The organism is Altererythrobacter rubellus, from assembly GCF_030284385.1.
Taxonomy (GTDB): Bacteria; Pseudomonadota; Alphaproteobacteria; order Sphingomonadales; family Sphingomonadaceae; genus Erythrobacter; species Erythrobacter rubellus.
In genome coordinates this window covers 2,018,926-2,045,123 of record NZ_CP127221.1, presented here as the reverse complement: position 1 = coordinate 2,045,123, position 26,198 = coordinate 2,018,926, and the positions used below count along the sequence as shown (strand labels likewise).

Annotated in this window: 28 protein-coding genes; 14 read left to right on the top strand and 14 right to left on the bottom strand. The window is 56.7% G+C overall.

Annotated features, from left to right (window positions below; all coding sequences use genetic code 11):
* Nucleotides 1–16: 16 nt before the first annotated feature.
* From QQX03_RS10270 to QQX03_RS10245, 6 genes are all read right to left on the bottom strand, one after another.
* A complete protein-coding gene (locus QQX03_RS10270) occupies nucleotides 17–988 on the bottom strand; it encodes a type II secretion system F family protein (protein WP_285975639.1) in 972 nt (323 codons plus the stop codon).
* A gap of 96 nt (nucleotides 989–1,084) precedes the next feature.
* A complete protein-coding gene (locus QQX03_RS10265) occupies nucleotides 1,085–2,371 on the bottom strand; it encodes a pilus assembly protein CpaE (RefSeq protein WP_285975638.1) in 1,287 nt (428 codons plus the stop codon).
* A gap of 3 nt (nucleotides 2,372–2,374) precedes the next feature.
* The gene (locus QQX03_RS10260; protein ID WP_285975637.1) at nucleotides 2,375–3,019 is read right to left on the bottom strand and encodes a CpaD family pilus assembly protein; all 645 of its coding nucleotides are present in this window, start codon (nucleotides 3,017–3,019) and stop codon (nucleotides 2,375–2,377) included.
* 18 nt (nucleotides 3,020–3,037) lie between these two features.
* Nucleotides 3,038–4,570 (bottom strand): type II and III secretion system protein family protein, encoded by a 1,533-nt coding sequence (locus tag QQX03_RS10255; protein ID WP_285975636.1) that lies wholly within the window; start codon nucleotides 4,568–4,570, stop codon nucleotides 3,038–3,040.
* Between the two features lie 44 nt (nucleotides 4,571–4,614).
* Complete coding sequence (gene cpaB, locus QQX03_RS10250) at nucleotides 4,615–5,682, bottom strand: Flp pilus assembly protein CpaB (protein ID WP_285975635.1); 1,068 nt, start codon at nucleotides 5,680–5,682, stop codon at nucleotides 4,615–4,617.
* Nucleotides 5,683–5,766: 84 nt separating this feature from the next.
* Entirely contained in the window at nucleotides 5,767–6,258 is a 492-nt protein-coding gene (locus tag QQX03_RS10245) for an A24 family peptidase (protein ID WP_285975634.1), read from the bottom strand.
* Nucleotides 6,259–6,346: 88 nt separating this feature from the next.
* On the opposite strand from QQX03_RS10245, the gene QQX03_RS10240 reads away from it, so the two are divergent.
* The 3 genes from QQX03_RS10240 (at nucleotide 6,347) to QQX03_RS10230 (ending at nucleotide 8,692) form a co-directional block, all read left to right on the top strand.
* Complete coding sequence (locus QQX03_RS10240) at nucleotides 6,347–7,312, top strand: alpha/beta hydrolase (protein WP_432762823.1); 966 nt, start codon at nucleotides 6,347–6,349, stop codon at nucleotides 7,310–7,312.
* Nucleotides 7,309–8,409: an NAD(P)/FAD-dependent oxidoreductase gene (locus tag QQX03_RS10235; protein WP_285975633.1), complete on the top strand. Its 1,101-nt coding sequence runs from the start codon at nucleotides 7,309–7,311 to the stop codon at nucleotides 8,407–8,409. Before QQX03_RS10240 ends, QQX03_RS10235 begins: the two co-directional genes overlap by 4 nt.
* A 106-nt stretch (nucleotides 8,410–8,515) precedes the next feature.
* Nucleotides 8,516–8,692: a YegP family protein gene (locus QQX03_RS10230; RefSeq protein WP_285975632.1), complete on the top strand. Its 177-nt coding sequence runs from the start codon at nucleotides 8,516–8,518 to the stop codon at nucleotides 8,690–8,692.
* A gap of 58 nt (nucleotides 8,693–8,750) precedes the next feature.
* On the opposite strand, the gene rnhA is transcribed toward QQX03_RS10230, so the two are convergent.
* The 3 genes from rnhA to ispH are packed head-to-tail and all read right to left on the bottom strand — an operon-like array spanning nucleotide 8,751 to nucleotide 11,184.
* Nucleotides 8,751–9,194 carry a ribonuclease HI gene (gene rnhA, locus QQX03_RS10225; RefSeq protein WP_285975631.1) on the bottom strand — a complete coding sequence of 148 codons (444 nt, stop codon included), beginning with the start codon at nucleotides 9,192–9,194 and terminating at the stop codon, nucleotides 8,751–8,753.
* Nucleotides 9,195–9,210: 16 nt separating this feature from the next.
* The gene (locus QQX03_RS10220; protein WP_285975630.1) at nucleotides 9,211–10,194 is read right to left on the bottom strand and encodes a homoserine kinase; all 984 of its coding nucleotides are present in this window, start codon (nucleotides 10,192–10,194) and stop codon (nucleotides 9,211–9,213) included.
* Nucleotides 10,195–10,209: 15 nt separating this feature from the next.
* The gene (gene ispH / locus QQX03_RS10215) at nucleotides 10,210–11,184 is read right to left on the bottom strand and encodes a 4-hydroxy-3-methylbut-2-enyl diphosphate reductase (protein WP_285975629.1); all 975 of its coding nucleotides are present in this window, start codon (nucleotides 11,182–11,184) and stop codon (nucleotides 10,210–10,212) included.
* A 108-nt stretch (nucleotides 11,185–11,292) separates the two neighbouring features.
* Here ispH and QQX03_RS10210 point away from each other — a divergent pair, with 108 nt between their 5' ends.
* The 9 genes from QQX03_RS10210 (at nucleotide 11,293) to tatC (ending at nucleotide 18,595) form a co-directional block, all read left to right on the top strand.
* Entirely contained in the window at nucleotides 11,293–11,949 is a 657-nt protein-coding gene (locus QQX03_RS10210) for a hypothetical protein (protein ID WP_285975628.1), read from the top strand.
* Nucleotides 11,950–12,014: 65 nt separating this feature from the next.
* Nucleotides 12,015–13,766, top strand: coding sequence for an arginine--tRNA ligase (gene argS / locus QQX03_RS10205; RefSeq protein ID WP_285975627.1), 1,752 nt, complete (start codon nucleotides 12,015–12,017; stop codon nucleotides 13,764–13,766).
* Nucleotides 13,763–14,452, top strand: coding sequence for an SPOR domain-containing protein (locus tag QQX03_RS10200; RefSeq protein WP_285975626.1), 690 nt, complete (start codon nucleotides 13,763–13,765; stop codon nucleotides 14,450–14,452). Before argS ends, QQX03_RS10200 begins: the two co-directional genes overlap by 4 nt.
* Before the next feature lie 112 nt (nucleotides 14,453–14,564).
* Nucleotides 14,565–15,584, top strand: a complete 1,020-nt coding sequence (gene nagZ / locus QQX03_RS10195) for a beta-N-acetylhexosaminidase (protein WP_285975625.1) — start codon at nucleotides 14,565–14,567, stop codon at nucleotides 15,582–15,584.
* Between the two features lie 29 nt (nucleotides 15,585–15,613).
* Nucleotides 15,614–16,393 carry a segregation and condensation protein A gene (locus QQX03_RS10190; RefSeq protein ID WP_432762854.1) on the top strand — a complete coding sequence of 260 codons (780 nt, stop codon included), beginning with the start codon at nucleotides 15,614–15,616 and terminating at the stop codon, nucleotides 16,391–16,393.
* Between the two features lie 65 nt (nucleotides 16,394–16,458).
* Nucleotides 16,459–17,064, top strand: a complete 606-nt coding sequence (gene scpB, locus QQX03_RS10185) for an SMC-Scp complex subunit ScpB (RefSeq protein WP_432762853.1) — start codon at nucleotides 16,459–16,461, stop codon at nucleotides 17,062–17,064.
* Between the two features lie 59 nt (nucleotides 17,065–17,123).
* Nucleotides 17,124–17,384: a twin-arginine translocase TatA/TatE family subunit gene (gene tatA / locus QQX03_RS10180; RefSeq protein ID WP_285975622.1), complete on the top strand. Its 261-nt coding sequence runs from the start codon at nucleotides 17,124–17,126 to the stop codon at nucleotides 17,382–17,384.
* A 12-nt stretch (nucleotides 17,385–17,396) separates the two neighbouring features.
* Nucleotides 17,397–17,792: a Sec-independent protein translocase protein TatB gene (gene tatB, locus QQX03_RS10175; RefSeq protein WP_285975621.1), complete on the top strand. Its 396-nt coding sequence runs from the start codon at nucleotides 17,397–17,399 to the stop codon at nucleotides 17,790–17,792.
* Between the two features lie 5 nt (nucleotides 17,793–17,797).
* Complete coding sequence (tatC, locus tag QQX03_RS10170) at nucleotides 17,798–18,595, top strand: twin-arginine translocase subunit TatC (RefSeq protein ID WP_285975620.1); 798 nt, start codon at nucleotides 17,798–17,800, stop codon at nucleotides 18,593–18,595.
* 93 nt (nucleotides 18,596–18,688) lie between these two features.
* Here the strand turns inward: tatC and QQX03_RS10165 are convergent, their stop codons facing one another.
* The 3 genes from QQX03_RS10165 to QQX03_RS10155 all read right to left on the bottom strand — a co-directional run bounded on the left by QQX03_RS10165 (nucleotide 18,689) and on the right by QQX03_RS10155 (nucleotide 21,730).
* Complete coding sequence (locus QQX03_RS10165; protein WP_285975619.1) at nucleotides 18,689–18,907, bottom strand: hypothetical protein; 219 nt, start codon at nucleotides 18,905–18,907, stop codon at nucleotides 18,689–18,691.
* A gap of 265 nt (nucleotides 18,908–19,172) precedes the next feature.
* The gene (locus QQX03_RS10160) at nucleotides 19,173–20,834 is read right to left on the bottom strand and encodes an amidohydrolase (protein WP_285975618.1); all 1,662 of its coding nucleotides are present in this window, start codon (nucleotides 20,832–20,834) and stop codon (nucleotides 19,173–19,175) included.
* Complete coding sequence (locus tag QQX03_RS10155) at nucleotides 20,831–21,730, bottom strand: NAD(P)-dependent oxidoreductase (protein WP_285975617.1); 900 nt, start codon at nucleotides 21,728–21,730, stop codon at nucleotides 20,831–20,833. Before QQX03_RS10155 ends, QQX03_RS10160 begins: the two co-directional genes overlap by 4 nt.
* A gap of 106 nt (nucleotides 21,731–21,836) precedes the next feature.
* Here QQX03_RS10155 and QQX03_RS10150 point away from each other — a divergent pair, with 106 nt between their 5' ends.
* Nucleotides 21,837–23,090, top strand: a complete 1,254-nt coding sequence (locus QQX03_RS10150) for a threonine ammonia-lyase (RefSeq protein ID WP_285975616.1) — start codon at nucleotides 21,837–21,839, stop codon at nucleotides 23,088–23,090.
* Nucleotides 23,091–23,255: 165 nt separating this feature from the next.
* Nucleotides 23,256–24,089, top strand: a complete 834-nt coding sequence (locus QQX03_RS10145; protein WP_285975615.1) for an arginyltransferase — start codon at nucleotides 23,256–23,258, stop codon at nucleotides 24,087–24,089.
* 69 nt (nucleotides 24,090–24,158) lie between these two features.
* On the opposite strand, the gene QQX03_RS10140 is transcribed toward QQX03_RS10145, so the two are convergent.
* Together QQX03_RS10140 and glnA are read right to left on the bottom strand one after the other, a co-directional pair.
* Entirely contained in the window at nucleotides 24,159–24,530 is a 372-nt protein-coding gene (locus QQX03_RS10140) for a lysozyme (protein ID WP_285975614.1), read from the bottom strand.
* A gap of 206 nt (nucleotides 24,531–24,736) precedes the next feature.
* The gene (glnA, locus tag QQX03_RS10135) at nucleotides 24,737–26,146 is read right to left on the bottom strand and encodes a type I glutamate--ammonia ligase (RefSeq protein WP_285975613.1); all 1,410 of its coding nucleotides are present in this window, start codon (nucleotides 26,144–26,146) and stop codon (nucleotides 24,737–24,739) included.
* Nucleotides 26,147–26,198 lie beyond the last annotated feature (52 nt).

The following is a 26,198-nucleotide window of genomic DNA, read 5'->3' as shown; positions in this document are numbered from 1 at the left end:
TTTCCGTTTCCCTCGCTTAGAATTCGAAACTGACCATTTTGGCCATGATGAATGCCCCGATCGACATCCAGACCATACCGCCAAGCCCTGCAACGATCAGGCGATCGTCGGTGAACAAGCCGCCCAAATATTCTGGGTTGACCATCCACACCATGATGAACACGATGAAAGGCAACGAGCCGACGATATAGGCTGAAGCTTTCGATTCCGAGCTCATGGCACGGATTTTCAGCTTCATCTGTGAGCGCTTGCGGAGTACATCCGCCAGGTTCGAGAGCGTCTCTGCCAGGTTACCACCCGTTTCGCGCTGGATGGCCAAAGTGATGCAGAAGAAATTGAACTCAGCGATGCCAAGACGGTCTGCTGTTTCCTGGAGGGATTCCTCCATTGTCCGACCGATTTTGATGCGCTCGACAATCCCTTTGAATTCTACGCCGACTGGGCCTGGAACTTCCTGAGCAACAACGGCGAGCGTTTCAGTAACTGGCAGACCGGAGCGAAGACCGCGAACAAGCAGCTCGATCCCGTCGGGGAATTTCGCATTGAATTGGTTGGTCCGCTTCGTGATCGCAAAATTGACGACGAGATGCGGGATCCCTGCACCGATCAGTATGCCCACGCCGAGCGACAACAAAAGAGCGTCGGTGCGCAAGTACAAGACCACCGCGATAAACAGCGCAAGACCAATGGAGGCATAGGCATATTGCGAAAGCGTCCAGTTCTTGCCAGTGCGATCCAGCCGTATGGCCAAGGCATCAATGCGCGACGTTGAACCGGCAACCTTATGTAGCTTTGGCTTACGCGCTGCGATCGCTTTTTTGAGCTGCGATTCAACCTTGGTGTCCGTGCTTTCAGAGTGACGATAGCGGACAGCTTCGAGGCGGCGATTGGCAGCCTTGCCAACCGATGGGCCGGCAAAGGCTACGTACCCGCCAAGAAGCAGTGCCATTATGAAGCCAACCAGCAGCAGGGTTTGAAGAATGCCCATGCGATTGTCCCGCCTTTCCTTAAATCAAATCATGCATCAGGGAAGAGTGGGGCGGCTGGATCGAAATTCGGACCCGCCACCCATGCTCATCGCTGATTACTCAGCCGGTTCCTCGGCAGGTTCCGGCTTTTCTTTCTTCGCCAGCAAAGACTTCAGATCAAAGCCGCCCAGAAACGATTTCTTGCCTTCGTCCACGCTTTTGAAATCTTCCTCGCTCGCACCCATCACGCGCTCGGCAACCTGCTTGATCGCATTGGTTGCCTTGCTTGACCGGTTTGCTTCTACGAATGGCTGTCCCAGCTTGGCAGCGTTCGCAGCGGCCTTCGCGTCGTACGGGATGATGTAATCCACCTTTCGTTCGATCGAGTCTTCGAAGTCAGCTTTGCTGATTTCCGAAACGCCCGACTGAACTTTGTTGGCCACCACCATTGTGTGAGCATGAGCAGCGTTCGTTTTCAGCCAGGACTGGATGCGGATCGTGTCACGAGCTGACGCAAGCGTCATATCGCTGACCAGCAACACCAGGTTCACGTGTGACAGAACATGCGGGAAGTTGATAAGCATGTTACGTGGCAGATCAATCACTGTCATTTCAAACGCTTGGCGGAATTCTTCCTCCAGCTGAACGAAAGCAGCGCCATCGGTCATCAACGGCTGGTTGATCGGTGCCTCTGCCGATAGAATCGACATATTGTCATTGACACGGATCATGGCACGTTCGATGAACAGGCCGTCAATGCGGCTTGGGTTGTCAATTGCGTCTGTCAGGCCGCGGCCCGGCTCCAGATCCAGCGCCAGAGCGCCAGTGCCGAAGTGCACATCAAGATCAAGCAGCGCAGTTGGCGACTTGTGCTGTTCGCTGAACAAATAAGACAGCGAAGTAGCCAGTGTGGACGCACCCACACCGCCACGCGTTCCAATGATAGCGGTTGAAATGTGGTGCTTTACCACTTCGCCGTCCTGGTTGCGGGGCTCGGTAAAAACGGCTTGTGCCTGGTTTAGCGCGTCACGCAGCTGGCCGGCTGAAAGCGGCTTGAGCAGATAATCGTGAATCCCACTCGCAAGCAGGTCACGATAAAGGCGAACATCGTTCACCTGACCGATTGCGATCACAACAGTGCCAGGTTCGCAGACCTCGGCCAAAGCGTTGATATCATTCAGCGGGTCACCGCTTTCCGACAAGTCAACCAGCAGGATGTTCGGGCTGGCGCTGACGCTGAGTGATTGGATCGCGTTGCGCAAACCACCCTTGTTGCACTTTTTCGGCTGCCAGCCGAGCTCGATAACTACCGGACGTAGAACGTCAAGCGCAGCATCGTCGCAAATATAGGCAGCGAACGGATCACGATTGCCGGGCATTCCGGATTTCCAGGGCGCATTCATGGCTTAGTTACCTCCGGTTGCGTTTTCTGATAGGCCGCCGGCTCCGGTCGGAGCCGCATCGCGATATGTCTCGATCGCTTTGCTTGAGCTCATGATCACGGTTTCACCCGTACCCTTTTGACCTTCGATCAGGTCTTCCGGGTTTGCGATCATGGCAGCCAGGTTACTGTTGGTTGCACAGCCGTAGTTCGGGCTGGTCCCATTGTTATAGTTCATGTCGGAAGTAGCCGACCAATTTGGGCATCCCGGCACATGAGCTTTCGAACGCGTTACTATAACGCGGGCATAGCCTGGTTGTGATGCGCCAGAGGTGACCGGCGCCTCATCCGAAAGCAGTACGCCGTGGCGTCCAGCCAATTGACTGACGGCTTCGAGCACAGCATCGCTGGCGAGAGGGTCATCAATCGAAACACGATCACCATAGCCCAGTTCGAGTGCTTCGAACCATCCATCGAGACGCTGCTGGTCAGCAATGCTGAGGCCGCTCTGGCTCGACTGTACGTCGAATGTGTAGTTGTTGCGCTCTACGACAGGTTGATTGACGCTGTAGAGGCTCTTGTTGGTTGGCATTCCGCCGCATGCACCCAGCGCGAGGCCGAGCGAGAGGGCGAGTGCGCCTGCTAGCTTGCTGTGATTTGCAAAGGGCATTGTTCTCACCTTTCTCAATTAGAGGTTGAAACCAGGAGTCGCGACAGCTGCGCTACGACCCTCGTTATTTTCGTCTTCGGCACGGCGAGGCGCCACTGCATCAGGGGTCACGCCGCCCACATCAGGTGCGCCGCCGCCATTGCCCGGTTGCGGGTTAGGGCGCTCACCGCCGTTTGCACCATGACTGCGGAAACCAAGGAACTGTTGCAGCTCGGTTGTCGCGTTAAAACCATCGGTTGGGAGGCGGATGTCGCGGTCGTTGACCGGCTTCACCAGATATGGAGTAACCACGATAACCAGCTCGGTCTCGCCCTTACGGAATGAGCGTGAACGGAACAGGTTGCCAAGAATTGGCATGTCACCAAGCCCTGGCGCCTTGTCGATTGTAGACTGAGCGTTGTTGTTCATCAGACCAGCAATCATGAAGCTCTGGCCTGAACCAAGCTCAACGGTTGTTTCAGCGCGGCGTGTTGTAAGCGCCGGGATCTGGAAGCCGTTGATGGTCACTGCACCTTGCGACGACAGTTCGGAGACTTCCGGACGCACACGGATCGAGATCCGGCCGTTGGAAAGCACCGTTGGTGTGTAGGCCAGGCTTACCCCATATTTACGATATTCGATCGATGTCGAACCAAGGCCCTGGCTGGTTGGGATCGGAAATTCTCCGCCCGCCAGAAATTCAGCTGTTTCGCCAGAAAGCGCGGTCAGGTTTGGCTCTGACAGAGTGGTAACAAGGCCGCTTGTTTCAGCCAGATCAAGCGCGCTGGCCAGATCAAGACCCAGGAACTTGTCGAAGCCTGAGATCGTCGTTCCCGGAGCATTTTGCTTTACAAGCGACGCACCGTCGGCAGCTTCAGTTCCACCATTGAATACCGGCCCATTGACGGTCCACCGTGGAAGGAAACCTTCACGACCAGTTGAAACGCCAAAGCGGAAGCCATCTGTGCCGTCAAAGGTGTTCAGGTTGCCACCGATCGATCGAACCAGCGAACGGCTGACCTCTGCAAAGCGAACACGCAGGTTCACTTGCAGCGGCGTGGCCATGCGCATGCGGCTGATGACATTGGTATCGTCACCAACGAATGCCTGCACAAGTCGCTCGACCTCTGAAACATCCTCAGGCGAGCCTACTGTGCCGGTCAAAAGCAGCGTGTCCGAACCCATTGTGGCGACGCTGACTTTTGCATCTGGCATAGCCAGAGCCAGCATCTGGTCGACGCTTTCGATGTTTGAACCAACGCGAATATTGGCAGACCAGATCACATCACCGCGTGCGTTACTGGCGTAGATTGTGGTTTCGCCACCGGCTTTGCCGAATACATACAGCTGACGCTGGGATTTAACCTGTACATCGGCAATAGTGTCATTGGCGATGAAAACGTCTGACATCTGACCAGGGACTGAGATCAACTGACCGCGGCCAATCGAGATCACAATTTCCTCTGCAGGTGAAGCGAAGGTTTGCGCTGTCACAGTCGTCATCGGTGCCGCAGCCAATGGCGCGAAGGCCAGGCTGGCAAGCAGCAATTTGGCAGTCAGGCGACTTTTCATGGTCTTGCCCCTCGGTTTAAAAATGCTTGTCATCGTGCCGCTCCTCACCGGATTACTGTTTTGCCGGCGATAGGAACCATCTGGCCCCCGGCGCGGACGTTTTGAGCGTTTTGCAGATTGAGTGCGGTTCCAGCATTACCGAGCGTTACCTCGGAGGTGTTGCTGCCCCGCGAAACGCGAACCTTCGGACCAGGTACGATAGGGGTACCATCGGCGTTCTTAGGTTGAGCTGCTTCGATCACCGGCATTGTGCGGCGCTGGAAACGCGACACGTCACCGCCAGTGCTGACTGAAGTGCCACGCTCTGCCGGACGGTTCATTGCTGCACGCAGAATGCGCTCTTCTTCTTCCCGAGTAGCGTCATCAGGGATGACAACGTCGCCTGAAGCAATCGCGCGCTCAAGTTCCGCCTGATTGTCTGCGATTGAGCGCAGGGCGAGGCTGAGCGTGCCGATTGTCTGTGCAACGGCGACCTTCTCCGCGATTGTCGGTGTCACCTCCAAAGTAACAGTCTTGAATGCGCGAACAATGGTGCGGCCATCTTCGGTAGTTTCCTGATTGGTTGCTTGGTCAGTTGCCAACACGCGAAGATTGCGGAGAACGGTCTCTGCTGCTTTCAGAGGCTGGCCATCATCGCCGGTGACAGTTTGTGTCAGTACGAGATCAACCCGGTCACCAGGGAATACGAAGCCAGCAACGCCGGTCTTTGCAGACACTGGAACCGTCACTGCACGCATGCCTGGCCCAAGCGCCGCTGCAAGGAACCCGCGATCGCCAGGGCTCACCAAAGAGCCTTGCGTTACAGGCTCACCAGCGGTGACCGAATGCCGAACAACCGTGCCGAGCAATTGATTGATGTCTGATTCGCCATCAAGGAAGTATGCGTCCTGCACCAACTCTTCCGGCCACTGTTGGAAGCTCAACGCGTCCGCAGTGATAATAGTGCCGGTTGGCAGTGCGCGCTGCGCCACGAGAACCTTTGGTCCTTCAGGCACAGGTGCCGCTTCAACTTCAGGTGCCGAAGATCCGGCAAACATGCTCCGAGCTGCCAATGCTGTACCGACCGCAACGACCAGTGCTAAAAGCAGCAAAACAAACTTCTTCCTATCCATGGCTAATCAAGCCCCCTAGTTCGGCCCGAAAAATTCGGGCGGGAATGGTTTGTCCGGATATTATCGAACTGGTTAAAACCAGGTTCATCCCAATCCAGAAGATGAGTTGAACCGAGGTAAATATTGTGCGCCAAGCACCCACAAACCGCCGATTGCGATCGCCACTCCATATGGAATTGCGATCCGATTTTTATGTCTGCGGATGATGTGCCAACCGCCCATCACGATGGTCAGCACGCCGCCGGCGAGCGCCATCACAACAAGCAGTCTGAGAAACCAGGTCGGCTCGATCCAAAGCGCAAGTGCGGTGAGCAGTTTGACATCACCGCCGCCCATCATCTTTGCTGCAAACAGCCCGGCAAAGAGCGCAAACGCAGCGACCGCAACGCCCAGTTGCATGGCGACGCCCGGCCAGATCGACAGACCACTGCTCCACCAGAATACAGGAGCAGCCAGAGCGATTCCGGCATTGAGCCAGTTGTCGATCTGGCGCCGACGCAGATCAGTGAACGCCGCGAACAGCAGCGCGATTGCCAAGCCGACAAGCAGTCCGTAGTATAGAAATTCAATCAACATTTGGCCCCCAAGGTTTCCCTTGGGACACAGTGCTAAAGACTATGACTTACTAAAAAGTAACCACAGCCAGAGAGTTGAAATTAGCCACGTGAGCGAAACAGCCTTGGAACAGATCAACCGCCGCGCCATTCCCGTCCATGCAACCGAGAGTTTCTGGACTGCTCAAGACGGTCACAAGATCCGCCGGATCGATTGGCCCGGTCTGGAAACAGGCGGCACGCCGCGCGGTTCGATCCTGTTCTTTCCCGGGCGCGGCGATAATTACGAGAAGTACCTTGAGACGCTGGAAGAGTGGCATCGGGCCGGCTGGCGCGTGACGGCCGCGGATTGGCGCGGGCAAGCGGGCTCCGGCCGATTGGGGAATGATGCGGTAACCGGCCATGTGGATGACCTCGCGACTTGGATTGATGATCTTCAATCCTTCTGGACGGACTGGAAGGCAGCGACTCCGAGGCCGCACATACTTTCTGCACATTCTATGGGCGGACATTTGGTCTTGCGGGGTATTGCGGAACGCAAAGTCGATCCCGACGCAATGGTTCTGTCCGCACCGATGTTGGGCTTTGTGGGTTCAATACCATCTGCAATCGGGCACCTTGCCGCTAAGCTTATGTGCGCGATCGGGGACCCAAAGCGCCCGGCATGGAAGTGGAACGAAAAGCCCGGCGTTGTGCCGGCTGGTCGGCAAGCGCTTCTGACGGGCGATGATGATCGCTATGAGGATGAGCAATGGTGGCGCAACGAACGGCCTGAACTGGTTATGGGGCCGGGAAGCTGGGGCTGGGTTGAGCGAAGTTATGCATCCATGCGGTGCCTGTTTGCGCCGGGCCTATTGGAAAGCGTCGACACCTCCGTGCTGCTATTGGGAACATCGAACGACAAGCTTGTATCCATGCGCGCCATCGAAGAGGCCGCCGAAAGATTGCCAGCGGGTGAGCTGGTGCGTTTTGGCGAGGAAGCTCAGCATGAAATATTGCGCGATACTGATGCCGTGCGGGAGAGGGCAAAGACAGCAATAGACGAGTTTTTGGATCGGGTGGCTCTGCAAAAGTGACCGAACAATTCGACGTTGCGATTATTGGTGCTGGAATGGCAGGCGCGAGTTTAGCGGCTGAGGTCGGCGCATCAGTGCGCGTCTTGCTTCTCGAAGCTGAAGATGTGCCGGGCTATCACTCGACCGGGCGGTCCGCCGCATTCTGGGAAACCTGCTATGGCGGTCCGGAGATTGTCCCTCTGACAATGGCCTCGGGCGGTTATCTAAGAGAGCACGGATTCTTGAGCGACCGCGGCGCGCTTTATCTCGCGCGCGAGGCGGATCAGCCGCTTATTGATGAATTTGTCATGCGCTTTGCGGACACGGGAGCCGAGTTCGAACAGATTGATCGAGCAACTTTGGATGAAATGGTGCCTGGCCTTCGTCCCGAATGGGACCGTGCGATCTTGCAGCGTGCATGTGCAGATATCGATGTGGCAGGGCTGCATGCGCATTACCTCGCACGAGCCAAACGAAATGGCGTCGAACCCAATTGCCGAGCTCGTGTGCGGGACCTGAATGCTTTTCCCGATGGCTGGGACATTCAATGCGAAGATGGTCGGCGCTATACATCAAGAATCGTCGTCAACGCAGCGGGGGCGTGGGCAGATGCCTTGGCAAAGCTGGCCGGGGCAACTCCGTTGGGTATCCAGCCTTTGCGTCGCACGGTGGTTCAGCTTCGCACCGATCCGCCATTGTCACCTGACCAGCCATTGTGTCTGGATATCTCCGGCAGTTTCTATTTCAAACCGGAAAGCGGGGGCCGGTTGTGGCTTAGCCCCCATGATGAAACCCCCACCGATCCGTGCGATGCTGTGCCTGAAGAATTCGACGTAGCGCTTGCTATTGATCGGTTCCAGAACGTGACAGAATGGAACGTAGAGAGGGTAGAGCGCAAATGGGCGGGGCTGCGCAGCTTCGCACCTGATCGCCGGCCGGTTTACGGGTTTGATCCCCGCATCGAGAATTTTTTCTGGTTTGCAGGTCAGGGCGGCTACGGGATTCAAACCGCACCTGCCGCCGCGCGATTGGGCGCACAATTGTTGCTTGGGAAAGGGCGAGACGAATTGACTAGAGGCCTTGATCTGGCGCTCTATTGTCCGGATCGCTTTTGCTAAGCGGCAGCATTTGCAAAGCCACGTAAAATCGCGACGCTTGGTCTAGCTTTTTGAATTGGTGACGCTACGGTACGGGTTAGTTCAATGCCTTTGAGGGAGCCATTACATGGCGCACCGCTTCGAAATTCGCAAAAACAAGAAAGGCGAATTCGTTTCGTATTTCATCTACAATTCGGAAACGATCTGGTGGACTGAAGGCTACAGCTCGAAGGCAAGCGCGAATAACGCGATTGCGTCTGTTCTGAAGAACGGGCCGAATGCAGAGGTCGTCGACAACTACTGACTTTTGCTTGAGAGTTCGCAGAACGCGTTTCAAAAGGGTCGATCAAATTGGGTTGAGGTTACTCGCCTCGTCCGACTTGCTCGGCCCTTTCGCTTGCCAGCTGGTCAACCCGCTCGTTCTCAGGGTGTCCGGTGTGCGCTTTGACCCAATTCCATTCGATTTCATGCCTTGCGGCTGCCTCAATTAGATCGTGCCATAAATCTGCATTCAGCACCGGCTTTTTCGCCGCCGTTTTCCAGCCGCGCTTTTGCCAGCCGCCAACCCATTTCGTGATTCCATCAATCACATATTTACTGTCTGAATAGAGAGATATCCGGCAAGGCTCGGTCAGGGCATTGAGTGCCTCAATCACCGCGGTCATCTCCATCCGATTGTTGGTGGTGCCCAGCTCGCTACCGGACAATTCCTTTTCATGCTTGCCCATCCGCAGCAGCGCCCCCCAGCCTCCGGGGCCGGGGTTGCCCTTACAGGCACCGTCCGTGAAGATCTCAACCTGTCGCATGGGTTTGCTGCCTGCCTCAGACATGTGGTGTGAACAGTGCTGATCCGGAGCTTGCATAGAATTGGGACCGGCGGACAAAATCCATCGGGTCCTTGCGTGCGACCAAGGCGCCGTCAGGTGTATCGAGCCAATCTGCAGCGCGTGATGAAATAAACCGCATGCATGCCCCGCGAACAAATACCGGCATGGCCGCCAATTCGGCCGCGCTCAATTCGCGGACCGATTGGTACCCTCTCAACAAGGCTGCTCCGATCTCTGGTCGATAGCTATGCCCGCCGCGCTCAAAGCTCCACGCGGCATGCGTCACGGCCAGATCGTAGGCAATGAAGTCTGTCGCTGCGAAGTAGAAATCGATCAGGCCGCTAACCTCATCACCCAACATCAGAACATTGTCCGGAAACAGATCGCAATGCACGACACCGTGCGGCAAACCACCGGGCCAATCGCCTGCCAGTACACCAAGCTCATCAAACGCAAAGTCTGCCAGTGCCGGGTCAATTCTGTCCAGCGCTTCGGCGCCGCAACGATTGATTGTGTGGTCCCATTCGGCAAGACCCATGGTTTGATGTCGCTGATGTTCAAAATCATCGACCGCCAGATGCATTTGCGCAAGCGCTTTGCCTACGGAGTGAGCTTGATTGGCCGTTGGGTGGTCCACAGAGACGCCAGGCAGATACTCGATGAGGGCAACTGCCTTGTCACCGATCATCCGGAATGCAGCGCCTTCACGATCATGGATTGTGCCTGGCACCGGGCAATCCCTTGCAGCCAGATGATCAAGCAAAGACAAGAAAAACGGCAGGTCCGATAGTTCGATCCGCCGTTCGTACATGGTCAAGATGAAGCGCGCGCCAGTGCCATCGCTCCCGCTTGTCTCGATGATCCAATTGCTGTTCGACACGCCCTCGGCAATGCCCTTGGCAGAAACGAGTTCGCCAACATCATATGTTGCGATCAGCTCCGCGAGCTCTTCTGCTCCGAGATGTGTGTAAACCGCCATCAGTTGAATCTGCCGCTATTCAAGCAATTGCCGCGGCAATTTGAAGACCATTTTCTCTTCTGCCGCCTTGACCGTTTCTTCTTTCACGTCGCGCCATTGGCTGAAACGGTCAATAACTTCGCGGACCAGCTTCTCCGGAGCCGAGGCGCCCGCGGTGAGACCGATCGTCTCGACACCGTTGAGCCACTCAGGATCAATTTCGTCTGCGCGCTGGATCAAATATGCTTTCGTCCCCAGACGCTCTGCCACTTCGACCAGCCGCAGAGAATTCGAACTGTTGGGCGCGCCGATGACCAGCACCAGATCGCTTTCAGGCGCGATCTTTTTTACCGCTGCCTGCCGGTTCGATGTCGCGTAACAAATATCCTCGGCCTTGGGTCCCACAATCTGAGGAAAGCGGGCTTGTAGGGCTTCGAGAATTTCTCGGGTATCGTCGACTGAAAGGGTGGTCTGTGTAAGGAATGACAGGTCATCACTCTCTGCGAACTCAAGCCTCGCAACGTCTTCAACCGTTTCCACCAGTGTCATTTGGCCCGGTTCAACCTGCCCCATGGTTCCGATTACTTCCGGATGGTCGGCATGGCCAACAAAGATGATATGGCGGTTCTTTTCGATCTGGCGTTCCGCCTGACGGTGAACTTTGCTCACCAAAGGGCATGTCGCATCGACATATATCAATTTGCGGCGTTCAGCCTCCGCCGGGACTGATTTGGGCACACCATGTGCGCTGAATACCACCGGTGCATCATCGGGCACTTCGTCCAGCTCTTCGACAAAGATCGCGCCCTTGGCCTTCAAATCTTCCACAACGTATTTGTTATGGACGATCTCATGCCGCACAAACACGGGTGCGCCATACCGTTCGAGCGCCTTTTCAACGATCTCGATTGCACGGTCTACTCCGGCGCAAAACCCCCGCGGGGCTGCGATCAAGAGTTTGAGGGCGGGGCTATTTTCCCCCGATTCTGCTTGTTGAAAGAGCGCGTTCATGTCACGCCCTCTAGCGCTTTGTGACGCGCACCGCTAGGGCGTGTCGATGTATTCTACGGCCAGCATATTCTGGTGCGGGCCAAGGCAATGATTGAGGATCGTAACGCGATGAACCGCAAGTTTCGCATTTTGGCAGCAACCGCATTTGTCGCCGGTCTGGCCGGCTGCACAAACGAAGGCGAGCTGGTTGTTGATCAAGGCGTGGGTATCACAACTGTTTTGGGCCAATGCCCTGCAGTGGGGATTCCCGACTACACCGGCGATATCACCGCCTTCCGCATTGAGGGCGATCGAACCGCGAACAACCTTGATATGACCGCGGCGATTACAAACCTGCGGTCGTCATGTGACGAGAACAGCACGGCAGACCAAGTCTATACCAGCGCCACATTCGATGTGCAGGCGCGTCGTACCGATGTCCGTGGTGGGCGTACGGTCGAACTGCCTTACTTCGTTACTGTCCTTCGCGGCGGCAGCGCAGTTGTGACCAAAAGCGTTGGCACAGTGACGCTGAATTTCGCTGATGGCCAGGAACGGGCGAGTGCAACCGCGCAGGCTGGTTCGTTTGTAAATCGGACCGAAGCAACCCTGCCAGAGGAAATCCGTTTGCAGATCACCCGTCGACGACGTGCAGGTGATCCAGATGCAGCGCTTGATCCGCTGGCCGATCCGCAAGTGCGCGCCGCTATCCAGCGGGCAAGTTTTGAGATGCTGATCGGTTTTCAGCTCACTCAAGACCAGCTTGCCTATAATGTGACGCGCTAAGCGAAGCGCGCTTTCATTACCTGAATTCTTGCGATTCTGGCCAATTCGGCTAGGCGCACAGATGTATGTCCGACACAATGACACTCTATAAGAATTTCGAAGCCGAGATCGCGGCCGTTTTGGCCGATCTTGAGACTGATGGCGTGCTTCCCGAAGGCACAAACCTGGCTAACGTCGCGGTCGAGCCGCCGCGCGATGCAAGTCATGGCGACCTGGCCACCAACGCCGCCATGGTGCTGGCCAAACCTGCAAAAACCAATCCGCGCGCGCTGGCCGAGGCAATAGTAGGCAAGCTGATCGATGATCCCGCGATTACAAGCGCTGAGGTTGCAGGCCCGGGTTTTATCAATTTGCGCTTGGATCCGGCTGTTTGGCTGCAAGAACTTGGCGTAATTGCGAGCCAGGCCGATGCCTATGGTCGCTCTCGGATGGGCGAAGGCATGCGGGTCAATGTCGAATATGTCTCTGCCAACCCCACCGGCCCGATGCATATGGGTCATTGTCGCGGCGCAGTGGTGGGCGATGCGCTTTCCAGCCTGCTCGAATTCGCAGGCCATGATGTTACGCGCGAATATTATATCAATGATGCCGGTGGACAGGTTGATGTGCTCGCACGCTCGGCGCACCTTCGCTATCTGGAAGCTCTGGGCGATGATATCGGCGAGATACCCGAGGGACTATATCCGGGAGAATATTTGAAACCGGTCGGGGCATATCTGGCAAGCGAGCTCGGTGACCGGTTCAAGTCAGCACCTGAACAGGAATGGCTGCCGATTTTCCGCGCCGAAGCGGTCACGAAGATGATGGATCTCATCAAATCCGATCTGGCCACGCTGGGAATTCATCATGATGAATTCGCGTCCGAGGCCGCACTACAGGCCGCAGGCAAACCCGAAGCTACCGAAGCGTGGCTGCGTGAAAATGGCTTTGTTTATGATGGTGTCCTCGAAGCCCCGAAGGGCAAGGCTCCACCAGAGGATTGGGAGCCGGTTGAGCTGCCGCTTTTCCGTTCGACCCAGTTCGGAGACGATCAGGATCGCCCGATCAAGAAATCGAACGGGGCGTGGACCTATTTCGGCGCTGATCTCGCCTATCATATGCAGAAGGCGGAAAGCGCTGATGCGCTGATCGACATCTGGGGTGCGGATCACGCAGGCACGGTCAAGCGGATCAAGGCCGCGGTTGCTGCGCTGTCCGAGGGGCAGGGCAAGCCCGTGCCGTTCGATGTGAAGCTGGTCCAGATGGTTCAGCTGATGCGTGGTGGTGAGCCTGTCAAGATGTCCAAACGTTCGGGCAACTTCATCACTATTGCCGATATGGTGGAAGAAGTCGGCAAGGATGTTGTTCGCTTCACCATGCTGACGCGCAAGCCCGAAGCGCAGATGGAATTTGACTTCGCCAAAGTGATTGAAGCCTCAAAAGACAATCCGGTGTTCTATGTACAATATGCCCATGCCCGGATTTGCTCGAATTTGCGCAAGGCGCTGGCTGATGAGGGGATTGCCCCCTCTGCAGCGAATCTTGCTGCGTTGGGCGAAGAAGAGCTTGCGCTGATCAAGCTGGCTGCACAGTTCCCGCGCGAAGTGGAAGCTGCGGCAAAAGCGCGCGAACCGCACAGGATTGCGTTCTATCTCTATGAGCTGGCTAGCGCTCTGCACTCTTTCTACACGCTCGGCCGCACAGATACGGACAGACGCTTTATCGTGGCAGATAAGCCGGAATTGTCCGCTGCAAGGCTTTTCCTTGCCGCTCAATTGGGGCAGGTTATCCGAAACGGCTTACAGATATTGGGGGTCGACGCGGTTGAGGAGATGTGAGTGTGATCTCTATGAGTGACACTGGCAGCAATAATGAGTTGGCGCTGGATAGTGACGACAGCCTGCCATGGCTCGAATCCGATGAATATGATCCGGATGAGGGTGCGGTTGATACCTCGCGTATCGTGACGTTTGCTGGTGTGTTGTTGCTTTTGCTGGTCGCCGGGATTGGCGGCGTCTGGTGGTATTCCAACAGTCTCCAGGGTGAGCAGATCGTTGCTGATGGCAGCACGATCAAGGCGCCCGAAGGCCCCTATAAAGAGCGCCCTGCCGACCCGGGTGGCAAGGAATTCGCCGGAACGGGTAATGTCGCGCCCGGAGTGGGTGAAGGCGTCTCGGCGGAAACCCAATTGGCTGATGTGAAAACATCAACGCCGATCGCTGCGCCAACCAGTGCACCGCGTCCAACTATTACAACGCATCCAGAGGGCGGAAGCGCCCCAGCAGACGGCGGTGTAGCTGTTCAGGTGGGCGCATACGGATCCCGGGCAAAGGCCGAATCCGGCTGGGTAACATTGCGTGGGCAAACCACATTGCTCAACGGTGTGCGTTACCGGATTGTTCAGGGGCAGGCGGACATCGGCACAGTCTACCGTTTGCAAGCGCTTCCCGGCGATCTGGAGACGGCGCGAACACTCTGCAACGGCCTTAAAGCCGATGGCATTGCTTGCAATATCAAGCAGTAGGGCGCGCGGAATGCGCCGAATGCGCTAAAATGGTGCTGGAAAGCATCGTTTTCCCCCAAAGTAATGATCATTCGCCTTGCCGTAACGGTGCTTAGCTGCGAATTTTTTGCCCATGACACCTGCCATATTCGGGATTGCCGGAGCCCAGCTCACCGAAGAGGAGCGCGCGTTCTTTCGCGAGGCCGATCCGGCTGGCTACATCCTGTTTGGACGCAACTGTGTCGATCCGCAGCAATTGCGCGCGCTGACTGATGATCTTCGCGCCATTCACGGGCGGGAGCAGCTGCTGGTTTCGATCGATCAGGAGGGCGGGCGGGTTGCCCGACTGAGGCCGCCGCATTGGGCGCATTATCCCTCTGGGCAGACTTTTGATGCGCTTTATCAAATTGCCCCTGCCAGCGCGATTGAGGCGGCGCGAGCCGGCGCGCATGCGATGGCGCTCGAACTCTCTGCGATGGGCATCACGGTCGATTTTCATCCACCGCTCGATGTCCGCCAGCCGGGCGCACATGACGTAATCGGTGATCGCGCCTTGGGCAGCGAACCGATGCAAGTGGCCGCAATTGGCCGTGCCATTCTGGATGGGCTCGCCAAAGGCGGTGTTGCGGGTTGCATCAAGCACATGCCGGGCCATGGCCGGACAACCACGGATACGCATCATGCCTTGCCAACGGTCACCGCAAGCGAGGAAGAACTGGAATTGGATATCGCTCCGTTTCGAGCTGTGAACAAAGCGCCAATCGGCATGACCGGGCACTTGCTCTTCAATGCGTGGGACAAGGATAAACCCGCCACGCTCTCACCTTTCATCATCAGCGAGATCATCCGCAAGCGTATCGGCTTTGACGGTCTTTTGTTGACGGATGACATCGATATGGAAGCCCTGAACGGAACCGTTCCCGAACGCGCCGTTGCGGCGCATTCGGCGGGCTGCGATATCGTGCTCAACTGCTGGGCGAAAATGCCGGACATGGTTGCAATTGTTGACCAATTGCCGGCTATGGACCAGGTGGCACTGGCACGTTTGGACAATGCGCTGAAAACTACACAACTGCGTGATGACCTTGGCGAGCACAAAGAGCTGCTCGCGAAGCGTGATAGTTTGCTGGAATTGGCAGGAGAAGCAGCATGAGCGACGAGAGCCTGCTTATCGAAACGCCGATGTCAGATGACGATGCCGAGAGCTGGGGCGGCATCGCGGCGGCCGAGAAGCCGGATGACAGGGCGCTCTACCTTGAGCTTGAAGGTTGGGAAGGCCCGCTAGACCTATTGCTCGACTTGGCCCGGCGGCAGAAAGTCGATCTTCGGCAGATTTCCATTCTTGCTCTGGTTGATCAATATCTGGGTTACATCGACCGTGCAGAAGCGCTGAAGCTGGAGCTTGCGGCAGATTATCTGGTGATGGCCGCCTGGCTTGCCTATCTCAAATCTTCGCTGTTGCTGCCCAAGGAAGAGCAGGAAGATCCAAGCCCAGAAGAGCTGGCGTTCAAACTGCAATTACGCCTACAACGCCTGGGCGCCATGCGCGAAGCTGCGGCGCGGCTGATGGGTCGCAATCGGATCGGTCGCGATGTGTTCTTGCGCGGAGCGCCGGAAGGATTGCGGATTGATCGAAAGACGCAATGGACTTGCGATAGCTACGCATTGATCCAGGGCTATGGGCAGGTCAAGGCGCGCACTGCGCCCCGGATTTACCACGTGTCTGATCGCCCGGTGATGACGCTGGATAGCGCGCTTGATCGTGTGTCTGCCATGTTGGGTGTAACGCTGGAGTGGATGGGAATACGGGAATTCCTGCCGCCCCATGCCGAGCCGCGACTGCGCAAGTCTGCATTGGCTTCCAGTTTTGTCGCAGCGTTGGAGTTGGCCCGCTTGGGAAGGGCGGAAATCGCGCAGGAAGAGATCTTCGGAGAGATGCGTATTCGGAGGATAACGCAGTGAGCGCAGAGCAATTGGACGATACGGTACGCGCTGTCGAAGCAACGTTGTTCGCATCTGAAGAGCCAATGTCGGTCGACGCTTTGGCCGGGCATTTGGGAGGCTTGGAGACTTCGTCGGTGCGAGAGGCTTTGTTGGAGCTGCAAGCGCACTACGAAGGTCGCGGGATCCAATTGGTTGAACGCGGAAAGCGCTGGCATTTCGAAACCACCCACGATCTGGCGCATCTTCTCCGCCGTGAACGCGAACAGGTTCGCCGGCTTAGTCGCGCTGCCACCGAAGTACTTGCGATTGTTGCGTATCATGAACCGGTCAGCCGCGCGGAAATCGAAGCAATCCGCGGCGTGCAGACCGCCAAGGGCACGCTTGACGTGCTGATGGAAGCGGGCTGGATCAAGCTCGCGGGGCGGCGCGAAGTGCCGGGGCGCCCGGTGATTTACGCCACCACACCCGAATTTCTGGATCACTTTGGGCTGTCCAGCCGCCGTGATCTGCCCGGTATCGATGAGTTGAAGGCAGCGGGTCTGTTGGATCCCGTTGAAGACGCTTATGACGCAATGCAGGAAGAGGCAGATACGAAAGAGCAGAACAGCGATGATGTTGACGAAGACGCCGATGAAACAGCGTTTGCCGATGATGAGAATGCGGAAAGCGCCGAACCTTCTGCAGCATGACTGGCGCCGCGCGTCAATCCACCCTATATTGATATAAGTTTTGTAAGAAAGGCAGTCCCATGGGTCTCAGTGTCTGGCAGCTTCTGATTATTGCGCTGGTTGTGCTTGTCCTATTCGGGCGTGGCCGCATTTCCGAAATGATGGGTGATTTTGGTAAGGGAATCAGTAGCTTCAAGAAAGGCATGAGCGAGGAAGAAGCGAAATCTTCCAAGCCCGCCGGACAGATTGAAGGGCAAGCCAAGGAAGCGCGCAGCGATGCTGAGCAGAAGGCTGATCCTCAGCAAGCCCCGCGCCCCGATACACCAGACCAGCGCCGATAGGAGGCACTTTTCATGTTCGACATCGGCGCCGCCGAGCTGCTGGTGATCGTTGTCGTGGCCATCATTGTAATCGGCCCGAAGGATATGCCGCGCGCTATGCGGACAGCAGGCAGCTGGATCGGAAAAGTGCGCAAGGTTTCCGCGCATTTTCGCAGCGGTATCGACACGATGATCCGCGAGGCAGAGCTGGAGGAAATGGAAGCCAAGTGGAAAGCGCGTAATGAAGAAATCATGGCGCGAACGGGAACTGGTGAACAGGCGCCTGAAGACGAAATGACAGGGCCACCGGCTGTTTCTGCAGAGTCTGCGGCGTTTGTTGAACCGGCCAAGCCCAAGCCGGCCAAGCCTGTTGCTCTTGAAGACCCGCAATTGCCACTCGATTCACCCAAGAAGGGCGAGGGGGATTAGATGCAATGGCGCTCAAGATTCGCGATATTGATGATACAGAAGCTCCGCTGATCGATCATTTGATCGAACTGCGTGCACGGCTGCTCAGGTGCGTTGTGGCACTCGGTATCGCTTTCGCGATCTGTTTCTATTTTGCCGACCCGATTCTTGGCTATCTGGTTCAGCCTTTGAAGAACGCGTTTCCTGATGGTGACGGGCAGTTGATTTTCACCAAGCTCTACGAGGTGTTCTTTGTAGAATTGAAAGTGGCATTGTTCGCGGGATTCTTCTTCAGTTTCCCGGTCATCGCGAATCAGCTTTGGGCGTTTGTCGCTCCGGGCCTTTATGCGAAAGAGAAGAAGGCTTTTCTGCCATTCCTTGTTGCTACGCCGATCCTGTTCACTGCAGGCGCGGCTCTGGCCTATTATGTGGTCATGCCAACGGCCTTCCGATGGTTTCTCGGATTTGAAGGTGAAGCAGGCGGACTGACTATCGAAGCCCTGCCTGCCGCCGGTGAGTATCTTGGCCTGGTTATGCAGTTCATTTTGGCATTCGGCATCAGCTTCTTGCTGCCAGTCTTGCTGTTGCTGCTGCACCGCGCAGGCATCGTCACGCGCGAACAGCTTTCAGGGGCGCGGCGCTATGTGATCGTTGGCGTGGTTGCGTTGGCTGCGATTGTTACGCCGCCAGACCCTGGTTCACAGGTTATTCTGGCGGTGCCTTTGTTGTTGCTATTCGAAGGTTCGCTTTTGCTGATGTGTCTTCAAGAGCGAAAGGCGATCACGGATAGCGAAGTTGAGTCGGTAACAAGCGCACCCGAATAGATCGGCTACGATGGCCCGCCACCCATAGATACATCGAACGCACAAAAAAATGGGGCCCCGAAGGACCCCGTTTAATTTGTCTTGAAAACCCTCTTACGGGCTGACGGGATCGTCGTCGCCGTCTGCAGCGATAACGATACCGGCAATAACTGCAGTAGCCGCAAGAACAGCGATCAGGAGGCCTGAGCCGCCCTGAAGCTGGCTTTCGCCTTCAACCGGTGCCGGAGCACGGTCAAGCGAAACTTCTGCGATTGCCGGAGCAGTTGCCAGCGAGAGGACCGCAGCAGCTGCTGCGAGAGTACGGATTTTCATCTAGTGTCTCCTATAGGGTACTTTCTTGACACATTTGTCTCCTACGAAACTGTCTCTCACAAGACAAGACTGAATTCGTATGTCAGTGTCGTCAAACTGGTTCAAAACGTCGCCGAAACGATCAAATGTGCCTTTTTCTGTTGCAAGAGTGCGACGAAAGCGACGCTGGTCCCGAAGAACCGCTCCACTGCACCAAGCACCAATGCGAATCAAAGGTAAATTTTACGTCGAATTTGTTATTGGTTATTCGGTCATTCTGACCCAGTCATTTGTTTTCAAATACTCTTTCGCCACCAATCCAAGTCTCCAAGACTTGCATTTCTCGGATATCTTGGGGCGAGGAAAGCATCGGGTCACGATCGACCAGAATGAAATCTGCTCGTTCTCCAGCGATGAGACGCCCGAACCGCCCGTCGGCGAAGCCGGCATAGGCTCCGTCTGCGGTGAATCCGGCCAATGCCACATCGCGTGAAATCGTTTCTCCTGGCAGCCAGCCGCCGAATGGCTCACCATCCGCGTCGGTCCGGCTGATCGCCACTGAGAGTCCTGCGAATGCATCCGCAGGTTCAACGGGCGCATCGGATCCGAACGCCAAGGGAGCGCCAGCAGCAGCAATACTGCGCCAGGCATAGGCGCCGCCCAACCGATCGGGGCCAAGGCGGGCTTCTGCCATCAAACGATCGCTTGTCTGGTGAAGCGGTTGCATTGAAGCAATGGTGCCGTTTTGGCCAAATCTTACGATTTCATCGGGATCGACAATTTGAGCATGTTCGATCCGCCAGCGCCGGTCACCCGAGTAGGTTTCACTAAGCTCGCTAATGGCATCGAGCACTTCAGCGTTAGCGGCATCTCCGATCGCGTGGATTGCGGTTTGAAAGCCATCCATCGCCGCCCGGCTCATCAGGTTGCGAAGCTGTGCGGGCCTCAAGAGTGCCAAGCCATGATGATCACTCTCGTCATGATAAGGCTGCTTGAGCACCGCCCCCCTCGATCCCAATGCCCCATCAAGATACAGCTTTATTCCATTGAGGCGTAACCTGTCTTCATAGAGCCAGGGTGTGGGCGCGGGACCGGCGATGAGCTCCATCGTTTTGACATCGTTTGCATATGCCATGATGCGGATCTTGAGCGACCCATGGTCGCCCGCCCGGCGGAAAGCCTGCCAATCCTCGACTGACGTGCCCATGTCAGCAACTGCGGTGATGCCGCTGGCGAGCAGGACATCTTGCGCCTTGTGAAGCGCAACATCGCGGTCGCTTGGGCGAGGTTCAGGCACAATCGCGTTGATGAAGCTTTCAGCCGCATCAATGAACACACCGGTAGGGTTGCCAGCCGGGTCGCGGATGATCCGTCCACCGTTTGGATCTGTGGATGCTCGCGTGACGTTGGCTTTCGACATGGCAAGGCTATTCGCCCAGCCGGCATGGCCATCCACGCGAGCAAGCCACACCGGACGGTCAGAAACAACTGCGTCCAGCTCGGCTGCGGTCGGAAATCGTCCAAGCCCCCATTTCTCCTGGTTCCAGCCGCGCCCGATAATCCAGGGACGACCGGGGTTCGCTTCCGCAAAGTTACGGACTGCGCCGAGTGCTTCTTCCAGCGAGTTGGTTCGGGAAAGGTCGAGTGTCAGTTGGCCAAAACCAATGCCCATAACATGGACATGGCTGTCGATCATGCCGGGCAGCATGACCCGGCCTTCGCCATCGATCTGATAGTCGATGCTGCCGGGTCGAGGGTCACCCGACTTTACGAGTTCGCGAACCTTGCCATCATCCGAAATCACAAGCCCGGTGAATCGTTCGACTTCGCCATCTGCATTGATGGTGATACCCACCACATTATCGATCAGCGTGTCAGCCCAGGCTGGTGTTGCAAACAAGGTGGCAGTGCTGGCGATCCCGGCCAGGGCAAATTTGCGAAACATCATTTCTCTCCTTTCGGCAATCGGCTGATCAGCGCGCTGGTGTCTTTCCGCCCTCCGCCCGATGCCTGAATTTCAGCATAGAGTTGATCGACCAGCTCCGTCACGGGGGCTGACAGACCCAGGCCGCGCGCTTCTTCGAGTGCATAGCCAAGGTCTTTGCGCATCCAGTCGATCGCGAAGCCAAAATCAAACTCGTCCTTGACCATGGTGTGCCAGCGATTCTCCATTTGCCAGCTTTGCGCCGCGCCGCCCGAGATCGCATCCAAGGTTTTGTCGAGATCGAGACCAGCGGCTTGTGACAGCCGGATGGCCTCACTCAAGCCGCCGAGAACACCAGCGATGCACATCTGGTTCGCCATCTTGGCCGTCTGGCCTGCGCCTGCATCTCCAACATGGACAATTCGCGCCGCGTAGCATTCCATAACCGGGGCCGCGCGCTCCATGTCTTCAGCGGTTCCGCCGCACATGATCGCAAGTTTTCCGTTTTCGGCACCTGCTTGCCCGCCGGAAACCGGTGCATCAACAAAGCCAACGCCCTTGGCTCTGCACGAGTCAAAGAGTTTGCGCGCTAGATTAGCAGATGTCGTGGTATGATCGACCATCAAAGCTCCGTCAGACATCGCCTCAAGCGCGCCATTCTCTCCCAGTATGACCTGCTTGACGTCCTGATCATTGCCGACACAGGTGAAAACTATGTCTGCTCCGCGCGCAGCTTCGGCAGGCGTGCCTGCACCAGAAAGCTGTAGCCCTTCGTCAGCCCACTTGGCCTGCCATTCTTCCACCCGTGCCTTGGTGCGATTGTAGACTGTGACTTGGTGATCTGCGCGTGCGAGATGACCGGCCATCGGACCGCCCATCACACCAAGCCCAAGGAATGCGACTTTGCCATGTGTCTTCATAGTCTGTGTGCGGTAATGCGAATTGGCGGCGCTGCAACCGCTTTTATCATTGACTAAAGGCTGATTGACGTTGCGGCGCGTAGGCCAAACGCCTATCCCGCCGCCCATGAATAGCCTACCGGCCTTTGCCAGCGAAGCTGAAGCGCGTGCCGCGCTGACAATTGATGATGTCCGAGCCGCCGCTGAGCGGATCGAAGGCGCAGTCGTGCGTACGCCCATGATGCACTCAATTACGCTGTCCGAAATTGCCGGCTGCGAGATTTGGCTGAAATTCGAGAACTTGCAGTTCACTGCGGCGTATAAGGAGCGTGGAGCGCTCAACGCCTTGTTGCATCTGTCCGATGAACAGCGCCAGCGTGGTGTTATCGCCGCTTCGGCTGGAAACCATAGCCAAGGTCTTTCGTATCATGGCACCCGGTTGGGTGTTCCGGTGACCATCGTGATGCCGCGCACGACGCCAACCGTGAAGATCATGCAAACCGAAAGTGTCGGCGGCAAGGTTGTCCTAGAAGGCGAGACCTTTGATGACGCCCACGCGCACGCCCGGCAGTTGGAAAAAGAACGCGGGCTGACCTTTGTGCATCCATTCGATCATCCCCTGGTGGCTGCCGGGCAGGGTACCGTTGCGATCGAGATGCTGGAAGAGCAGCCGGATCTGGACTGCATGGTTGTGCCGATCGGCGGTGGCGGGCTAATGTCCGGCATGGCGACAGTTGCCGATGCGATCAATCCCGATATCGAGATGATTGGTGTGCAGGCAGAGCTGTTCCCTTCGATGTACGCCAAGGTGCGCGGGGAAGATATGGCATGCGGCGGTGATACACTCGCAGAAGGCATTGCGGTGAAGGCACCGGGCGAGTTCACCTCGAAAATCATCGCGCAGCTGGTCGATGAAATACTGCTCGTGGACGAGCGCTCGCTCGAGAAAGCTGTCTCTCTTCTTCTCCAGATCGAGAAGACTGTGGTTGAAGGTGCTGGTGCGGCAGGGCTTGCCGCGGTTCTTGCCAATCCGGAGAGGTTTGCAGGCAAGAAAGTCGGTCTGGTGCTTTGCGGTGGCAACATCGACACGCGCTTGCTGGCCAATGTCCTGCTGCGTGATCTGGCCCGTCAGGGCCGCCTCGCACGCGTTCGCGTCAAGCTGCAAGACCGGCCGGGCGCTTTGTTCAAAGTGATGCGCGAGTTTAACGAGCACAACGTCAATATCATCGAGATTTACCACCAGCGAATCTTTACGTCGCTGCCTGCAAAGGGCCTGATCACAGACATCGAATGCGAGGCAAGAGACCGCGAACAGCTTGATGCCTTGGTTAAGGCGTTGAGACAGAAAGACTATACAGTAAGCCTGGTCGAATTAGATTAGTCATTTTTACAATGACTTGACCTGACTTACCCCCGCCTGATGGCGATATTAACCATACGCCATGGTTAAAGACCTTTTACCGAGCGCCCCGAAAAGGCATAACAATGTCTTAACTCACGCCTCTGCGTGATTCCGTTTGGCAGGACTAAGGACCTTGTTAGGCTCGTGACAGCACCGATACGCTTTCCTCGTTTCTTCGTGACCAGTCCGGCACCTTGCGCGTACCTGCCTGGCCGCAGTGAACGGAAAGTGTTCACGGAGCTCAAGGGTCCGCATGCCGAGCAATTGAACGAAGCATTGGGCCGCATTGGCTTTCGCCGCAGTCAGACTGTGGCGTATCGCCCCAGCTGTCTGGACTGTCAGGCGTGCATTTCTGTGCGTGTATCGGCGACCGATTTTGCAGCCTCCAATTCTCAGCGCCGCAACCTCAAACGCAATGGCGATTTGATTGCGACCGAATGCCGCCCTTGGGCGACCAACGAACAGTTCGATCTGCTGCGCCAATACCTCAGCACCCGCCATCCCGATGGCGGAATGGCCGCGATGGACGAGATGGATTTTGCCGACATGGTCGAGCATACGCCCGTTTCCTCTGTCATGATCGAATATCGCGAACCGACAGCTACCGGACAGCCAGGCCGATTGGTAGGGGTTTGCCTGACGGATCGTCAGAGCGACGGCCTTTCGATGATTTACAGCTTTTATGACGCTGACCATGGCGCGCGTTCCGGCCTGGGTGACTACATCATTCTTGATCATGTCCGCCGCTCTGCCGCCGAGGGTCTGTCCTATGTTTACCTCGGCTATTGGGTCGAGGGATCGCCGCGCATGCAATACAAAGTGCGCTATCGCCCGTTAGAAAAGCTTACCCGTGACGGTTGGGTCCGAATTGGCAAGGAAGAGCATCAGCGCTTGATCGCGAATGCGACCAAGCCTGGCAATCCGGTTCCCAACCCCACCGGGAAAGACGGCAAGCAGCCCAGACTCGAAGACTTTTGAGCCGGTGCGTCAAGCGCTCGCATAGACGCGGCCTTCGGCCTGTCTGCGCCTGGCCAGCCCTTTCAGCACTCACCCGCCGGCTTTGTTCCACCGCGCAAATTCTTCGCTTGCACCAGCGTAGTCGCCCTTACGGTGTTTCGTGGTCAGTGTGGCCCAGCGGATTGCACCGGTATTGTAGTGAAAGCTGACCAAGGCATCGAACTGCGCCTGGCTGGTCGTCGGAACATTGCCTAACGCCTCGGTCACGTCCGCTGCGTGGCGCGCGACGTCTTCGGCCAAACGCGCATCGCATTGTTCCTGGGTCCAGACCGTCCCGGGGCTGACATCTGCACAGGTCGCTCCCCAGCCGATCGTCCATGGTGCACCACCTGTGCCAGGATCCGGGTGGCCTTCGATAAGGCCATCGGCTCGCTGCGACGCGCAACCCCCAAAGCGTTTCATAAGCTCGAATGCCTCTGAGCCGGCGTTCATTCGTCAAGCGGGCCGAAGTCGTTCGCAAGCGCGTTTGTCGCCGCCCGCACAAACGATTGCATCATCGAGCGTCTCGAGAAAGTTCGCGAAGGCCTACACTCGGATCGCTAGCTAAACAAAGAAAAGGCCGCCCGGATCGTTCCGAACGGCCTTTGTTTTAATTGAAACTGTCTCAGTTACGCGCTGTAATACATATCGTATTCGACTGGGCATGGCGTGGTTTCGGTGCGGATCACCTGTTCCCACAACAGCTCGGCATAGGCATCGATCTGGTCTTTGGTGAAGACATCGCCCTTCAGAAGGAACTCGTGATCGGCTTCGAGTGCTTCGAGTGCCTCACGCAAGCTGCCGCACACGGTCGGAACTTCGGCGAGCTCTGCCGGTGGCAGGTCGTAGAGGTTCTTGTCCATTGCTTCGCCCGGGTGGATCTTGTTGGTGATACCATCAAGGCCAGCCATCAGCAGCGCCGAGTAGGCAAGATACGGGTTGGCCATCGCATCCGGGAAGCGGAATTCGACGCGCTTCGCCTTGTCGCCTGCACCGTAAGGAATACGGCACGATGCCGAGCGGTTGCGGGCCGAATACGCCAGCAGAACCGGTGCTTCGAAACCTGGTACCAAACGCTTGTAGCTGTTGGTGGTCGGGTTGGTGAAGGCGTTCAGCGCCTTGGCGTGCTTGATCACACCGCCGATGTAATAAAGGCAGTTCTCTGAAAGACCCGCATATTCGTTACCGGCGAAAGTCGGCTTGCCATCGGCCCAGATCGACATGTGGGTGTGCATGCCTGAACCGTTATCTTCCTTGATCGGCTTCGGCATGAAGGTCGCTGATTTGCCATATGCGTGCGCGACTTGCTGCACGACATACTTGTAGATCTGCATACGGTCGGCTGTTTGTACCAGCGTACCATATGTCAGGCCCAGCTCGTGCTGCGCGGCTGCCACTTCGTGGTGGTGCTTGTCGCAAGGCAGGCCCATTTCCAGCATCGTGGCAACCATTTCACCGCGGATGTCCATGCAGCTGTCAACCGGAGCAACGGGGAAGTATCCCCCCTTGGCCCGTGGCCGATGGCCCAGGTTGCCCGCTTCATATTCTTTGCCGGTGTTGGTCGGCAGTTCGATATCGTCGATCGCGAAGCCAGAACCGGCATAGCCGTCTTCGAAGCGCACATCGTCGAACATGAAGAACTCCGCTTCCGGTCCGACATAGACGGTGTCGCCAACGCCTGTGCTTTTCAGGTAAGCTTCGGCGCGTTTGGCTGTCGTGCGCGGGTCGCGGCTGTACCAATCGCCGGTTGACGGCTCCACGATGTCGCAATTGACGATCAGCATCGGTGTCGCGCTGAAAGGGTCAAGCCATGTTTCAGACAGGTCTGGCTTCAGGATCATGTCTGACTCGTTGATCGCTTTCCAGCCTGCGATCGAAGAGCCGTCAAACATCAGCCCGTCTTCGAATTCGTCTTCGCCCATAACTCCGGCGCACATCGTCAGATGCTGCCACTTGCCCTTCGGATCGGTGAAACGCAGGTCGACCCACTCAACCTCGTGTTCCTTGATCTTCGCGATGATATCCTTGGCAGTGCTCATTGGAATTTTGCCTCCAGCTTAAGTGTCTTGTTTTGCCCGGTTCGGATTTGGG